Source organism: Phocaeicola sp. ICN-14070 (assembly GCF_037892625.1).
Taxonomy (GTDB): Bacteria; Bacteroidota; Bacteroidia; order Bacteroidales; family Bacteroidaceae; genus Phocaeicola; species Phocaeicola plebeius.
Window position 1 is genome coordinate 1 of sequence record NZ_JBBKBF010000007.1, and the last position, 15,206, is coordinate 15,206.

General features: G+C 47.5%; 11 protein-coding genes. 2 read left to right on the forward strand and 9 right to left on the reverse strand.

Features of this window, described 5'->3' with window-relative positions; genetic code table 11:
- The first annotated feature begins 281 nt into the window (after positions 1 to 281).
- Complete coding sequence (gene clpB / locus WKT20_RS03415; protein ID WP_007561753.1) at positions 282 to 2,870, forward strand: ATP-dependent chaperone ClpB; 2,589 nt, start codon at positions 282 to 284, stop codon at positions 2,868 to 2,870.
- Positions 2,871 to 2,983: 113 nt separating this feature from the next.
- On the opposite strand, the gene WKT20_RS03420 is transcribed toward clpB, so the two are convergent.
- The 4 genes from WKT20_RS03420 to tamL form a co-directional block, all read right to left on the reverse strand.
- A complete protein-coding gene (locus WKT20_RS03420) occupies positions 2,984 to 3,898 on the reverse strand; it encodes a glycoside hydrolase family 25 protein (protein WP_040312857.1) in 915 nt (304 codons plus the stop codon).
- A 161-nt stretch (positions 3,899 to 4,059) separates the two neighbouring features.
- Positions 4,060 to 5,703 carry a diphosphate--fructose-6-phosphate 1-phosphotransferase gene (locus WKT20_RS03425; protein WP_007561750.1) on the reverse strand — a complete coding sequence of 548 codons (1,644 nt, stop codon included), beginning with the start codon at positions 5,701 to 5,703 and terminating at the stop codon, positions 4,060 to 4,062.
- A gap of 104 nt (positions 5,704 to 5,807) precedes the next feature.
- On the reverse strand, positions 5,808 to 6,044 hold the full coding sequence (locus WKT20_RS03430; protein WP_117700579.1) for a DUF6965 family protein: 237 nt from the start codon (positions 6,042 to 6,044) through the stop codon (positions 5,808 to 5,810).
- A gap of 16 nt (positions 6,045 to 6,060) precedes the next feature.
- Positions 6,061 to 8,370: a translocation and assembly module lipoprotein TamL gene (gene tamL / locus WKT20_RS03435; RefSeq protein ID WP_340416833.1), complete on the reverse strand. Its 2,310-nt coding sequence runs from the start codon at positions 8,368 to 8,370 to the stop codon at positions 6,061 to 6,063.
- 104 nt (positions 8,371 to 8,474) lie between these two features.
- Here tamL and WKT20_RS03440 point away from each other — a divergent pair, with 104 nt between their 5' ends.
- Positions 8,475 to 9,233, forward strand: a complete 759-nt coding sequence (locus tag WKT20_RS03440; RefSeq protein ID WP_340416834.1) for a TrmH family RNA methyltransferase — start codon at positions 8,475 to 8,477, stop codon at positions 9,231 to 9,233.
- Here the strand turns inward: WKT20_RS03440 and WKT20_RS03445 are convergent.
- From WKT20_RS03445 to ileS, 5 genes are all read right to left on the reverse strand, one after another.
- Positions 9,228 to 9,554 (reverse strand): hypothetical protein, encoded by a 327-nt coding sequence (locus tag WKT20_RS03445; protein WP_007561746.1) that lies wholly within the window; start codon positions 9,552 to 9,554, stop codon positions 9,228 to 9,230. The genes WKT20_RS03440 and WKT20_RS03445 overlap by 6 nt on opposite strands.
- Positions 9,555 to 9,559: 5 nt before the next feature.
- The gene (locus tag WKT20_RS03450; protein WP_340416835.1) at positions 9,560 to 10,420 is read right to left on the reverse strand and encodes a DUF4296 domain-containing protein; all 861 of its coding nucleotides are present in this window, start codon (positions 10,418 to 10,420) and stop codon (positions 9,560 to 9,562) included.
- Positions 10,417 to 11,055, reverse strand: a complete 639-nt coding sequence (locus tag WKT20_RS03455; RefSeq protein ID WP_340416836.1) for a lipoprotein signal peptidase — start codon at positions 11,053 to 11,055, stop codon at positions 10,417 to 10,419. The genes WKT20_RS03450 and WKT20_RS03455 overlap by 4 nt, the downstream gene beginning before the upstream one ends.
- 120 nt (positions 11,056 to 11,175) lie before the next feature.
- The gene (locus WKT20_RS03460; protein ID WP_007561736.1) at positions 11,176 to 11,556 is read right to left on the reverse strand and encodes a TraR/DksA family transcriptional regulator; all 381 of its coding nucleotides are present in this window, start codon (positions 11,554 to 11,556) and stop codon (positions 11,176 to 11,178) included.
- A 63-nt stretch (positions 11,557 to 11,619) separates the two neighbouring features.
- Positions 11,620 to 15,108, reverse strand: coding sequence for an isoleucine--tRNA ligase (gene ileS, locus WKT20_RS03465; protein WP_340416837.1), 3,489 nt, complete (start codon positions 15,106 to 15,108; stop codon positions 11,620 to 11,622).
- Positions 15,109 to 15,206: the final 98 nt, after the last annotated feature.

Genomic DNA, 15,206 nt, shown 5'->3' on the forward strand with positions numbered 1-15,206 from the left:
AACGCAAGTGCGTTTCAGGTAAAATGTAAAGGCGTTTGAAGTAAAACGTACTTGCGTTTCAGGAAAAACTCTTTGACGTTTCAAACGCAATGTACTTACGCCAGGACCGACTGACAAAAAGCGAACCATAAATGACAGATTTTCAGTATAGAAGCGCAGTCAAGTGACAAATCGTCAGGTTTTCGTCTCCGGCAGACGCTGGCAAAGAATTTGAATAACACTAAGCGTAAAAAGTGAAAATAATAAGAAACCACAACTAATAACGAGAAAGGAGACCATTTATGAACTTTAACAACTTTACAATCAAATCGCAAGAGGCAGTGCAGGAAGCGGTAAACCTGGTACAGAGCCGCGGACAGCAGGCCATCGAGCCGGAACATTTGATGGCAGGTTTGCTGAAAGTGGGCGAAAATGTAACGAACTTCATTTTCCAGAAACTCGGCATAAACGGCCAGCAGATAGAAACCGTACTCGACCGGCAAATCGCCTCACTGCCGAAAGTTTCAGGTGGGGAAGCTTACCTGAGCCGGAGTGCCAACGAGGTATTGCAGAAAGCCGTGGAAGTATCTAAGGAACTGGGTGATGAATATGTGTCACTGGAAGCCTTGCTGCTGGCACTGCTGAACGTGAAAAGTACGGTGGCCACCATCCTGAAAGATGCGGGCCTTACCGACAAGGAACTGCGGGCTGCCATTCAGGAACTGCGTCAGGGACAGAAAGTCACCTCACAGTCGAGCGAAGATACCTATCAGTCATTAAACAAATATGCCATCAACCTGATTGAAGCTGCACGAAGCGGAAAACTTGATCCGGTTATCGGCCGTGACGAGGAAATCCGACGGGTACTGCAGATTCTGAGCCGACGTACGAAGAACAACCCGATTCTGATTGGTGAACCGGGTACGGGTAAGACGGCCATCGTAGAGGGACTGGCACAGCGAATCCTGCGTGGAGATGTGCCGGAGAACTTGAAGAACAAGCAGCTGTTCTCACTGGATATGGGTGCGCTGGTTGCAGGTGCCAAATACAAAGGTGAATTTGAGGAACGTCTGAAATCGGTTATCAACGAAGTGACGAAGTCCGACGGAAACATCATCCTCTTTATCGATGAAATCCACACGCTGGTGGGTGCCGGAAAAGGGGAAGGTGCCATGGATGCCGCCAACATTCTGAAACCGGCCCTGGCCCGTGGTGAACTGCGGAGCATCGGTGCCACTACCCTCGATGAATACCAAAAGTATTTCGAAAAGGATAAGGCATTGGAACGTCGTTTCCAGACAGTTATGGTAGACGAACCGGATACGGCCAGCTCTATCTCCATCTTGCGTGGACTGAAGGAGCGTTACGAGAACCACCATCAGGTGCGTATCAAAGACGAAGCCATCATCGCGGCAGTGGAACTGAGCAACCGTTACATTTCCGACCGTTTCTTGCCGGATAAGGCCATCGACCTGATGGATGAAGCGGCTGCCAAACTGCGTATGGAGCGTGATTCGCTTCCAGAAGAACTGGATGAAATCGAACGTCGGTTGAAGCAGCTCGAAATTGAACGTGAGGCTATCAAGCGTGAAAAGGACGAGGCTAAACTGGCTCAACTGAACAAGGAGATTGCAGAACTGAAGGAACAGGAGACTTCTTACAAGGCTAAATGGCAGAGTGAGAAAGAACTGGTGAACAAGATTCAGCAGAACAAGAAGGAAATCGAACAACTGAAGTTCGAAGCCGACAAGGCAGAGCGTGAAGGTGATTACGGACGGGTGGCTGAAATCCGCTACGGAAAGCTTCAGGCACTGGAGAATGAAATCAAGTCTATCCAGGAAGACCTGAAGAAGAAGCAGGGTGACAGTGCCTTGATTAAGGAAGAGGTAACGGCTGAAGACATCGCCGATGTAGTTTCCCGCTGGACGGGCATACCGGTAAGCAAGATGCTGCAAAGCGAAAGAGAGAAGCTGCTTCACCTGGAAGATGAGCTGCACAAGCGGGTTATCGGACAGGACGAAGCCATCGAAGCCGTGGCCGATGCCGTACGCCGTAGCCGTGCCGGATTGCAAGACCCGAAACGTCCGATTGGTTCGTTCATCTTCCTGGGTACGACGGGTGTGGGTAAGACCGAGCTGGCCAAGGCACTGGCAGAATACCTGTTCGACGATGAATCGCTGATGACGCGTATCGACATGAGTGAGTATCAGGAGAAGCATACCGTGTCACGTCTGATTGGTGCGCCTCCGGGATACGTAGGTTACGATGAAGGTGGTCAGCTGACCGAAGCCGTGCGCCGGAAACCGTACTCTGTGGTGCTGTTCGATGAAATCGAGAAGGCTCATCCGGATGTGTTCAACATCTTGTTGCAGGTACTGGACGACGGACGTCTGACCGACAACAAGGGACGTACGGTGAACTTCAAGAACACCATCATCATCATGACTTCTAACCTGGGAAGTGCCTACATTCAGAGTCAGTTCGAGAAGATTAACGACCAGAATCACGACCAGATTGTAGAAGAGACCAAGAAAGAGGTGATGAACATGCTGAAGAAGACCATCCGTCCGGAATTCCTGAACCGTATTGACGAAACCATCATGTTCCAGCCGCTGAACAAGCCGCAAATCGAACAGATTGTACGCCTGCAAATCAACGGTATCCGGAAGATGCTGGAAGGCAACGGAGTGACTTTGCAGATGACAGATGCTGCTGTAGACTTCCTGGCTACTGCCGGTTACGATCCTGAATTCGGTGCACGTCCGGTGAAACGTGCCATCCAGCGCTACTTGCTGAACGATTTGTCAAAGAAGCTTCTGTCACAGGAAGTGAACCGCGAAAAACCGATCATCGTAGAACGCGAAGGAGATGCATTGAAGTTCCGCAACTAAGTCAGCGGGGTTTCCCTATCTTCTATATAAAAACAAACCCTCCGCAGAGATTTCCTCAAAAGGATACCTGCGGAGGGTTTTTGTTTGTCTGTATGGTAAGAATTTTTTCTGAATCAGGGTATCGTCATGCGCTTCAGCTCATCCAGCGTGCCGTTGAACACATTCAGGTCCACATCCTCACGGATGCCCGGCAAACGTCCCACATCGGTATGCTGCCAGAAACGCCACTGCCCTTTGTATTCCACCGAGTCGGCATAATAATGGGCTATCCAGTACGGATAAGAGTTGAAAACGGAATCGTTCAGGTAACGGGTCTTAAATTTGTAAGAGGTATAGAGAATCGGTTTTACGCGATAATAGTTTTCGATTTTATCCAACCAGACTTTCAAGTCGCGGCGAAGCTTTTTCTCATCTTCTCCCCTCACCTCGATGTCGAGCACCGGAGGCAGGTCGCCCGATTCCAGTTTCACGGAGCGGATAAAGAAATCGGCCTGGCGGGAAGCGTCTGTCTTGGGATTGTAAAAATGATAGGCTCCGCGGATAAATCCGTGCTTGCGGGCCTCATCGAAATTATGGATAAAGGCTGTATCGCTGAAATCACCTCCCTCGGAAGCTTTCATAAATACGAAACGTACAGGGAAAGGGGCTGTCTGGGTTTTCTGCAGTTCGTTCCAGTCTATCTGTCCCTGATGGTGGGATACGTCGAAACCGTGCACCTCAAATCCGTATGGCAGACATACTCCGTATGCTTTCATGCCATAGCAGGGTTTCCAGCGGTAGGCGTACGGACGAATAAAGAAATAGTAAAAACAGATGACAAAACAGGCTCCAATGAAACCGAGCAGCAGATAGTAACACCACGAGGGCATCTGCCAGCGACGGATGGTTTTCTTCCCTTTGGAATTCCTGCCCGACGTTTTTCCGGAAGCGGTCTTCTTACTGCCTGTCGCTTTTCGGGGCGCAGGACGCTTGCGGGTTGTTTTTTTCACGGGCTCGTTCACCGCGAGAATGGGTGATTTCTTTGTCATCTCAAATAAGGTTTATAGAAAATTTCAACAGATGTACCGGCAGAACCGGTTGAGCTTGTTTCAACAAATAGCGAAGAATCCGGCCCTCTTTCGGTCGGCCTGATTCTTCGCTAAATTAATTTTCCTATAGAAAGTTCCCTTCCGGGAATTCAGGAATCAAATTATTTTGCCTGTTCGTACTGCAGCGTCTTAGTAGGCTGGTCGCAAACTTCTGTAGGACCGAAGTACTGGATAGGACCCGGATATACGTAAGCTGTTTCCTTAGCCCAAGTGTCGCGTACGGCAGCGAATGCCTTGAACGGAGCACCATCCAGTTTCACCAGTGCTTTCTGGATAACCGGTTTCATTTCACCGTGACGACGTTCCATGTTCATCATCATAGTGATAGGCACACCACCTGCAATCCATTCTGCAGCAGGAGCTGTAGTGTTACGTACAGAAGACATGTAACCAGTCTTACCGTTAGCAATCAGCATAGATGCAGTGTAACCCAAAGAGTAGCAGTAGTCAGCATCGAAGTTAGAAGGAGCAGCGCAACGTCCTTCGTAACCGAAGAAGTGGTGCTGAGCAGCAAACTTACCTACGAACTTGCCTTCTTCTTTCCATGCAGCCAGCTTAGTAGCTACCATTTCAGACAACAGCTTTTCAGTTTCAATCAAAGAAACCTGTACGTTTCCGTGCGGGTCACGGTCGAGTGACAACTGACGAGCTACGCCTTCCGGCAGAGAAGCATAGATAGCAGCATTTTCAGGAGACAGCTTGCTGATGATGTATTCGCGCTGTTTAGAACGCTTGATGCTGTTGAATTCTTCACCGTTAGCAGCCAGGAAGTCGTTCAATTCAGCAATCAGACGCTTCATGGCAGGGATGAATTCAATCAAACCTTCCGGAATCAATACAGTACCGAAGTTGTTTCCGGCAGCAGCACGGTCGGCAACTACCTGAGCGATGTAAGTAACAATGTCATCCAAAGACATGTTCTTAGCTTCTACTTCTTCTGAGATGATACAGATGTTCGGCTGAGTCTGCAAAGCACATTCCAGTGCGATGTGAGAAGCAGAACGTCCCATCAACTTGATGAAGTGCCAGTATTTACGAGCTGAGTTACAGTCGCGTTCGATGTTACCGATAACTTCTGAGTAAGTCTTGCAGGCAGTATCGAAACCGAATGAAGTTTCAATCATGTCGTTCTTCAAGTCACCGTCGATAGTCTTCGGACAACCGATTACCTGTACGCCGTAGTTCTTGGCAGCATAGTATTCAGCCAATACGCAAGCGTTAGTGTTAGAGTCGTCACCACCGATGATTACCAGTGCCTTGATGCCCAGTTCTTTCAGGATTTCGTATCCTTTTTCGAACTGTTCTTCTTTTTCCAGTTTGGTACGTCCTGAACCGATAATATCGAAACCACCGGTGTTACGGTATTCGTCGATGATATCAGCTGTCAGTTCCATATAGTTGTGGTCAACCAAACCGCCAGGACCCAGGATAAAACCGTACAGTTTGTTAGCCGGATTCAGCTTCTTGATACCGTCGAACAAACCTGAGATTACGTTGTGGCCACCAGGAGCCTGTCCACCAGACAAGATTACGCCGACGTTCATCGGAGCAAATTCTTTTGCTTCACCTTCCACGAACTGGATCAACGGCATGCCGTATGTGTTCGGGAACAGCTTCTTGATTTCTTCCTGATCGGCTACAGACTGAGTCGGTTCGCCTTCCTTAGCTACTACAGCACCAGTCAACGCTTTCGGCAATTTCGGCTGGTAAGCAGCTCTTGCGATTTGTAATGCACTTTTTGTCATAATTGTTATTTTTATAAAGGTGTATGAATTAATCTTTATTATTGCTGTGCAAATTTCGTATTTTTTTTGCAAATATGAAAGAAAGCCGGCAATTTTAGCCGTATCTAGCTTCTTTTCTCTTCTTCTATCCGTGCCTTGATACGCTCCAGCAAACGAAGACAACCCTGCAAGCGCGGATTCTCATAACATACGTAGGCCTGCATGACTAACCGGCGTACGGTTTCTTTGACATCGGGTATATAGATAGCCTTGTCCAGCTGCATCTCTGCCGGAAACTCGGTCTGCTCTGCCCAGGCTTTCAGCTGGTCTACTTCTTCAATGGTATATACATTCTTGTCCATATAATAATAGATGATATTAAAAGGGATAACCTACTGCAAAATGAAACGCAAAGTCGCGTTTGAAATCAGGAGAAATAATCGGATAACGGTCGCGCCCGGTGTACATCGGATTGATGGCCTTCATACCTCCGTCGAAACGGATAATCAGGAAGTCCAGGTCGAAACGCAATCCTAATCCGTAGGCCACGGCCAGCTGCTTATAGAAACGGTTGAACTTGAAGAGTCCTTCGGGCTGCATTTCCCGGTTACGGATGGTCCACACGTTTCCGGCATCCACAAATGCCGCACCGTTCAGTTTCCAGAACAGATGGGTGCGATACTCCAGGTTCAGGTCGAGCTTGATGTCACCGGTATGGTTCACATAATCCAGACTGTTTCCGTCGCCACGGTAACCGCCCGGTCCCAGCGAGCGGACGCTCCATCCACGCACACTGTTGGCACCTCCGGAAAAATAGAGCTTTTCAAACGGAAGACTCTTGGAGTTTCCGTACGGCACGGCCACTCCCACTCCCACATGGAACACCAGGGCATTACGGTCGTCAATCATAAAGTTCTTGGCATAGTCGAAATCTGTCTTTACATACTGTGCAAAGCTGATGTTGGCCATCTGATAGGCTTCTCCGTTTTTCGGACGGCCGTTAATCATCCGCGAAAACAGATACAACAGGTTACCCGACTCTTCGATATTGAAACGAATGGAGTAAGAATTGCGTTGCGACGTTTTCAGTGTGGTGGCACCCGAGCTGTTGTAAGTATACGTATACCCCAGGCGCACAATGAACAAATCTTCATAGCTATAGCGCAGCAAGGGGTTTCTTTCGTCCATATAGTCCAGGTATTCACGGAAAGTTTCCGAACGATAGGGCATGTAGATGTAGTTCAGGTCGAACACATCGAAACGATGGGTCGCTCCCCGCTTTCCCCAACGGTAACTCCAGGCCGCAGAAGCTACCGTACGCTCAAACTCCGGGCGAATCTGCCAGTTGTATTTCATCGTCACCTCGGAAGTAGCACGGCTCCGACGGCGGAAATCAGACGAAAGGAAGGGAAACATGAATTCCGGAAAGCTCAAGCTGGCTTCCACTCCATATTCCAGGTAGTTGCTGTTGGCATATCCTTCCAGGCCCGTAACGGCTTCGTATGCTCCACGCAACTTAAAGGTGAAGGTTTCAGACCCCTTGAATAGGTTCCGGTGAGAATAAGCTACGGAAGCGGCAGCTCCCAAGTCGCCAGCCGAGTTGGTTCCTTCAATTTCAAAGGAAAGCGACTTGTTCTTGTTGCGGGTAAGCATGACATAGGCATCCAGATAAGCCGAATCAGCCTCCAGCTCTTCACGGAAACGGATGTTGGAATATTTCAGGATATTAAGACGTCCCAATGCAGAATAGGTGCTCTGCACATCGCGGGTACGATAAAGATTTCCGGATTTCAGATAATTATAGTCGCTGATGACCTGCGGACGTAAGAACAGCTTATCCTTGTAGAAGAAATTCACCCCGCCCGAACGAAGAGAATCAATTCCTTTCAGTCTGCCGGAAGTCAGTTCTGCAAAGTCCACATCGAACATGAAATCTACATTGCGTACATAATACTGGCGATGCGGTGAAGGGGGATCTTCCTTTTTCCGGCGATAAGGATGCAACTTCATAATCAAGTCGACATTGCGCGAGTTACGCATGGTATCTACCTGATACGTAATGAAGTCTTTGTTGAAACGATAATAGCCCCGGTTCTGAAGATACTGCGTGATGCGGTCGCGCTCCTCATCAAGCTTGTTTACGTCGAGACGGGAACCGGACTTCAGATAAGAACGGGCTGAATCTGCCATCAGGTAATCATGTATTTGGTAGTCGGCAATATCGTATGCCACATGCGAAATCAGATAAGGCTCACCGGAATGAATCTGATAGCCGACCTTGATTTTTTTCCCCTTCACCTGCGTGTGCATACTCACCTGTCCGCTCATATATCCCATGTTGCGCACCGCCTGTTCTATCTGCAAGCGGGTTTCTTCGGCCAGTTTCGGGTCATAAATACGGGGAGCATCTCCCATACGGTACAGGAAACGGTTGATCCACTTTGTGGAATCCTTGCCGGCTGCTCCGTAAATGTACATAGGGAGCTTCACCAGACTGAACCACTTGGCATTGGGTGTCTGGCGAAGATACACATTCATCTGGGATGACTTGATTTCCTTGTTGTCTGATTCTACTTTTACATTGTCCAGAAGATAGTGCCCCTCAGGAATGAATTTACTGACCGAACATCCGCTCAGAAAAAGCAACAGAACAAGCAGGCCGATATAGATACGGGGGATTATCTTCATACAAACTGAAACTATATGCAAAATTTTATATGCAAAGATAGGCAATATTAAAAATATCTTCTTAGCTTTGTTCTTAAAATATAATTAAAAATCCCCGTCACACTATGCTGAGCAAAAACAGAATCAAATATATCCGGTCATTGGAGATGAAAAAATACCGGAAAGCAGAAAAAGCTTTCTTAGCCGAAGGTAACAAACTGGTCAACGACCTGCTGGGACACTTTTCATGCAAGCTGTTGATTGCTACGGCACAGTGGCTGGAAACTCATCCGCTTCTGCTTGCTCAGGAAACCATTGAAGTAAGCGCGGAGGAACTGGCACGTGCCAGCCTGCTGAAAACTCCGCAAGAGGTGCTGGCCGTATTCGACCTGCCTTCTTATACCTACGACGATTCTTTGCCGGGCCATTCGCTCTGCCTGGCACTGGATGACGTGCAAGACCCGGGCAACCTGGGTACCATCATCCGCATTGCCGACTGGTTTGGCATAGAGGATATTTTCTGTTCGCAAGGTACTGCCGATGCCTTTAATCCGAAAACCGTACAAGCCACAATGGGAGCTCTGGCACGTGTCAGGCTACATTACTGCGATTTGAAAGAGTTCATTCGCGTGCAGACAAAAAGAAACGTGCCGGTATTCGGTACTTTCCTGGACGGGAAAAACATCTATTCGCAGAAATTATCGGCACAAGGGGTTATCGTGATGGGTAATGAAGGAAACGGGGTGTGCAAGGAAATTGAAAATCTTGTTTCTCAGAAACTGCTGATTCCCAACTACCCGCAAGGAAAAGAAACCAGCGAATCGCTGAACGTAGCGGTGGCTACTGCCATCGTGTGTGCGGAATTCCGTCGCCGTCTGTCATAAACGTACCAGGCGGCTCCGGTCGGTGAATGCCATCTTCTGCAAGTCAAAAAACGACACATGGAAAGCATAAAGCGGCTGGTCTCCTACCACTGCAGAAGCCGTCCGCGCACGAAATTCCTGAAATGTTTCGTCTTTCCTTAATTCCGGAGCAGAAGCTGCCAGAATAATCAGCCCGCCCAGCCACTGGGTATTCCGGACTTCTTCTTCCAAAGGCTCCATCGACACCCAGGTATGCCCCGATACTTCCAGCCCTATACGCTGCATGCGGAACAGTTTGTCCTGCCCCGCATGCCAGAGATAATGAGATGCATAATACTGCATAAGTATCAACGTTTGGTAATTTCCTGCCGCTTCACCCTACGAAGGGTATCGTTCGGAGCAAGCGTATCGGCCTTCACAGCCACAGAATCGTTCTGCTGCGGCAAGTTCTCTTCACGCATGCGATAACGCATCAGACGTATATCGCTGATCAAAGCTGATGAGTGGTCTTTTCCGGTGTAATACATGAATCCGGTCACGCTCTTGTACTTGAATGCGGAATCCGGACGAAGCATCAGACGCTGTATGCCCGAAGCCTCTACCACCCGACTGATTCCTTGCGTACTGTCGTTATCAAATGCCAGGTTCACTGCCATCACGACCTTACCTTCACGCTTGCCTTTGGGCAGGAAAGAGAAATTAGCTTCCAGCACCATCTTGTCCCTCTCGTGGAACGAAGTGTCGGCCTTCAAATCGAAAGTCACCTTATTGGTAAGTGAAGAAGAAGTCAGCCAATAAATGGTACGGTCTTGCCATAGGTCCACCGTATCACCCGACAATGAAACCGTCACCTCCCCGCTGCTGCGTACTGTCTGTTTTTTCAGCAGCTCGGCAGTAGTCTCCATGCGCTTCTGCAGATTCTGATAAATCGTATTCATCTCGTCGCTGTGGCGCGAATACCACACCATGGACGAATCAAACTCTGCCTCCGTTACTCCATGCTTTTGAAACACGTATGCCAGATAAGCCTGTTTCTTGTAATTCTCATCGTAAGGCAAATCATTACTCATCGTAGTCGCCAGATGATAATCATAAAGCAGGTTCTCCATGGCTTGCGGCTGGATAATATCTTCCGGCACTTTCTTGCCACAACTCCACATGCCGCACAACGCCAGCATGGTCACTCCTATAAGCGATATTCGTTTCATTTTTTGACCTCTTTATGAGAAGTTTCCGTATTCAGGTAATGCGAATAGAAAATAAGCAAGGCGATGATGCCGCAACTGATAGCCGCATCGGCAAAGTTAAAAATGGGACTGAAGAAAATAAAGTGATCACCTCCTACAAAAGGCATCCAGTCTGGCCAGTAGGTATCGATAATCGGGAAGTAGAACATATCGACCACCTTGCCATGCAACCAGTCGGAATATCCCTGGCCCAGCGGAACCCACGAAGCAATCTGCGAATGCGTGCTCTCGCTGAATATCTCTCCATAGAACACACAGTCGATGATGTTACCCACCGCACCGGCCAGAATCAAGGAGAGACAAACCAGGTAGCCATTCTTCGCCTTGTCCGTCCGTTTCACCAGTTTCACCAGATAAACCGTAATCAATATGGCAGCCACGATACGGAAAAGTGTCAGGAACAGTTTGGCAAAAATCTCCAGACCAAAAGCCATACCGTTGTTTTCCGTGAAATAAATATAAAACCAGTCGGTCACATGAATGTTTTCATGCAAATACATGTTTGTCTTCACCGCAATTTTGATAAGCTGGTCGATAATCAGCACTCCTGCCACCACAAGAGTAACCAGACGTCCCTGAGTGAAAAATCTTTTCATCTTCTTCAATTTGCAATTTGTATTCAAAAAAATTGAGAACTGAAAATTGAAAATGGATCACTTTGAAAAGTCCCGTTTCTCAATTTTCAACTCCCAATCTTCAATTAAAAATTCATTTCGTTACTTCTTTCCCTGCTGCTTGGCCTCGATGCTCAATGTAGCATGAGGAACAGCACGAAGGCGCTCAGCGGGAATCAATTTACCAGTTTCGCGACAGATACCGTAAGTTTTGTTTTCAATACGGACCAGTGCCGCACGCAAGTTTTGAATGAACTTCAGCTGACGGGCAGCCAGACGAGTAGTTTCTTCTTTCGATAAGGTATTGGCACCTTCTTCCAGCACTTTATATGTAGGAGATGTATCGTCAGTATCGTTACCATCTGTGTTCATTATACTACTTTTCAGTTTCTCATAGTCGCGTTCCGCGAGCTGAAGTTTCTCCATGATAATGGCGCGGAATTCCTCAAGTTCTGCGTCAGAATACCTTGTTTTTTCAGCCATAGTGCTTAAGTTTTAAGTTAATAATAGTATCCACCCGACTAAAGCCGGGTGGATGGGTTCATATTACAGCTTCGTTACATTTACATACAACGAGAAGTCATCAAAGTTAAGTTCAGTGCCGTCTGCCACTTCATCGGCCAGTGTCAGTGAGTTAGCCAGCACTTGGTTGCAAATATAAGTATTATATTCATTTATCGCGTCATCGGTATTTGATTTTTTTGACAGCACGATGGCAATCTTGTCAGTAATTTCAAAACCGCTGCTCTTACGGATATTCTGAATACGATTCACCAGTTCGCGGGCAATACCTTCACGTTTGAGCTCATCGGTCACAGTCACTTCAAGTGCTACGGTCAGTTTGCCTTCGTTGGCTACCAGCCATCCCGGAATATCTTCGCTGAAGATTTCCACGTCAGCAGCTTCTACCACCGCATCAGCTCCGTCAAGCTGGAAGGTGTAACTTCCGTTCTTTTCCAGTTCAGCAATAGCTTCCTGCGACATACCTGCCACAGCTGCAGCCACAGCCTTCATCTGTTTTCCGAATTTCGGGCCCAGTTTCTTGAAGTCGCATTTTACTTTCTTCACCAGTACGCCTGCCGCACCATCCACGAACTTGATTTCTTTCACGTTCACCTCGTTCATGATCAGATCCTTCACGGCTTCGATATACTGCTTCTGCGCTTCATCTACTACCGGAATCATGATACACTGCAACGGCTGACGAACCTTGATGTTGACCTTACGACGCAAAGCCAATACCATAGAAGTCACATCCTGTGCCATCTGCATACGAGCTTCCAGTTCTGCATTAATCAGGTTTTCATCGGCTACCGGGAACTTGGCAAGGTGAACAGATACGACCTGGTCACGTCCGGTCACCGCAATCAAATCCATGTACAGACGATCTGCATAGAACGGAGCAATCGGCGCCATCAGCTTAGCTACCGTTTCCAAGCAAGTGTACAAGGTCTGGTAAGCAGACAACTTATCAGTTGACATGGCACTACCCCAGAAACGTTTACGGTTCAGACGCACGTACCAGTTACTCAAGTTATCGTTTACGAAGTCTGTAATCAGACGGCCAGCCTTTGTCGGTTCGTAATCGGCAAAGCAAGCATCCACATTCTTAATCAATGAATTCAACAGTGAAAGAATCCAACGGTCAATTTCCGGACGTTCGTTCATCGGCACGTCTTCTTCAGCGTATGTAAAGCCGTCTACATTGGCATACAGTGCAAAGAATGAGTAAGTATTATACAATGTTCCAAAGAACTTACGACGTACTTCATCCACTCCGTCTGTATCGAACTTCAGGTTGTCCCATGGAGAAGAGTTGGTAATCATGTACCAGCGCAACGGGTCAGAACCAAACTTCTCGATGGCACCGAACGGATCTACAGCATTACCCAGACGCTTAGACATCTTGTTTCCATTCTTGTCGAGTACCAGACCATTTGAAATCACGTTCTTGTAAGCCACACTGTCGAACACCATTGTAGCGATGGCATGCAATGTAAAGAACCATCCACGAGTCTGGTCCACACCTTCCGCGATGAAGTCGGCCGGATAGTAGCTGCGTGAATCTACCAGTTCCTTGTTTTCGAACGGATAGTGCAACTGTGCATACGGCATAGCACCTGAGTCAAACCATACGTCAATCAAATCTGATTCACGCTTCATCGGTTTGCCTGAAGCAGATACCAGGATGATGTCGTCTACATACGGACGGTGCAAGTCAATCTTATCGTAGTTTTCCTTGTTATATACACCCGGCTGGAATCCTAATTTCTTATACGGATTTTCTGTCATGAAGCCAGCTGCAACAGATTTTTCAATCTCGTTGTACAGTTCTTCTACTGAACCAATGCAGATTTCTTCGCCATCCTCACTTCTCCAGATAGGCAGCGGAGTACCCCAGTAGCGTGAACGGCTCAAGTTCCAGTCATTCAGGTTTTCCAACCACTTGCCGAAACGTCCAGAACCAGTTGATTCAGGTTTCCAGTTGATCGTCTTGTTCAACTCAATCATACGGTCCTTGCAAGCAGTAGAACGGATAAACCAGCTATCCAGCGGATAGTACAACACCGGTTTGTCGGTACGCCAGCAGTGCGGATAGTTGTGCACGTGCTTTTCAGTCTTGAATGCCAGTCCCTGCTGTTTCAGCATCATGCAGATATATACGTCGAGCGATTCAGCAGCCTGTGCAGCCTTTTCATCGTATTTTCCGTCTACAGTGAACTGCGGGTCGTATGCATTCTTCACCCAACGGCCTTCATATTCCTTGTATTTTTCTACATCGACACATTCTTTTACGAAAGCCTCATCCAGTTCCTCCATCAGGTAGAACTTACCGGTCAGGTCAACCATCGGACGAGTTTCGCCTTTCTTGTTAATCATAAACAACGAAGGAATACCTGCTGCACGAGCCACGTTCGCATCGTCCGCACCAAATGTCGGTGCAATGTGTACGATACCCGTACCGTCTTCTGTAGTGACATAATCACCCGGGATGACACGGAATGCTTTAGCCGAAGCTTCTTTCCAGGAACCGTCTTCTGCAGCTTCCACTGGTTTCACCCATGGGATAAGCTGCTCGTATTCCATACCAACCAGGTCAGTACCCTTGTACTCGCCTACCACCTTGAACGGAATCAGTTTATCACCCGGCTTGTAGTCTTCCAGTGCAATGTCTTCTGCTTTTTTATTGAAATGCGTATAGAGCAAAGGTTTGGCAAGTACCACCGTCATCTTTTCTCCATTATAAGCATTGTAAGTCTGAACAGCTACGTAGTCAATCTTCGGGCCCACACAAAGTGCCGTATTTGAAGGCAATGTCCACGGAGTAGTAGTCCATGCAATGAAGTAAGGTGTACCCCACTCTGCCATTTCCGGCTTCGGATTCTTCATCTTGAACTGACCTACCACGGTAAGGTCTTTCACGTCGCGGTAACATCCCGGCTGGTTCAACTCATGTGAGCTCAAGCCTGTACCTGCTGCCGGAGAATACGGCTGGATGGTATATCCCTTGTACAGCAAACCTTTCTTATAAAGTTGCTGCAACAGCCACCACAAAGTTTCAATGTAACGGTTATCGTAAGTAATGTACGGATTTTCCAGGTCTACCCAGTAACCCATCTTATGGGTAAGGTCAGTCCATTCTTTGGTGAACTTCATGACATCCGTGCGGCAATGCTTGTTGTAATCTGCCACCGAAATCGTTTTACCGATATCCTCTTTGGTGATTCCAAGTGCCTTTTCCACTCCCAGTTCCACCGGAAGTCCGTGTGTGTCCCATCCAGCTTTACGCTTCACCTGGAAACCTTTCATGGTCTTGAAACGACAGAATGTATCCTTAATTGTACGTGCCATCACGTGGTGAATACCCGGCATACCGTTAGCCGAGGGAGGACCTTCGTAGAACACGAAAGAAGGATACCCCTCACGTTCTGTCATACTTTTAGAGAACACATCGTTTTCATCCCATTTTTTCAGCACCTCCTTGTTTATTTCTGACAAGTTGAGCTGAGAATATTCAGTAAACTTCTTACTCATAATTATGTGGTTTTTATCTAATTTCTAATCATTCAGGAAGTAACCTCCCAAATTTAGGCTGCAAATTTATAAGAAAAAAAGGTTATATAAAAGAAATA

Bases quoted from the DNA above. Each gene is read 5' to 3' on its own strand.
- clpB (WP_007561753.1), top strand. From the start codon at position 282: ATGAACTTTAACAACTTTACAATCAAATCGCAAGAGGCAGTGCAGGAA.
- WKT20_RS03420 (WP_040312857.1), bottom strand. From the start codon at position 3,898: ATGACAAAGAAATCACCCATTCTCGCGGTGAACGAGCCCGTGAAAAAA.
- WKT20_RS03425 (WP_007561750.1), bottom strand. From the start codon at position 5,703: ATGACAAAAAGTGCATTACAAATCGCAAGAGCTGCTTACCAGCCGAAA.
- WKT20_RS03430 (WP_117700579.1), bottom strand. From the start codon at position 6,044: ATGGACAAGAATGTATATACCATTGAAGAAGTAGACCAGCTGAAAGCC.
- tamL (WP_340416833.1), bottom strand. From the start codon at position 8,370: ATGAAGATAATCCCCCGTATCTATATCGGCCTGCTTGTTCTGTTGCTT.
- WKT20_RS03440 (WP_340416834.1), top strand. From the start codon at position 8,475: ATGCTGAGCAAAAACAGAATCAAATATATCCGGTCATTGGAGATGAAA.
- WKT20_RS03445 (WP_007561746.1), bottom strand. From the start codon at position 9,554: ATGCAGTATTATGCATCTCATTATCTCTGGCATGCGGGGCAGGACAAA.
- WKT20_RS03450 (WP_340416835.1), bottom strand. From the start codon at position 10,420: ATGAAACGAATATCGCTTATAGGAGTGACCATGCTGGCGTTGTGCGGC.
- WKT20_RS03455 (WP_340416836.1), bottom strand. From the start codon at position 11,055: ATGAAAAGATTTTTCACTCAGGGACGTCTGGTTACTCTTGTGGTGGCA.
- WKT20_RS03460 (WP_007561736.1), bottom strand. From the start codon at position 11,556: ATGGCTGAAAAAACAAGGTATTCTGACGCAGAACTTGAGGAATTCCGC.
- ileS (WP_340416837.1), bottom strand. From the start codon at position 15,108: ATGAGTAAGAAGTTTACTGAATATTCTCAGCTCAACTTGTCAGAAATA.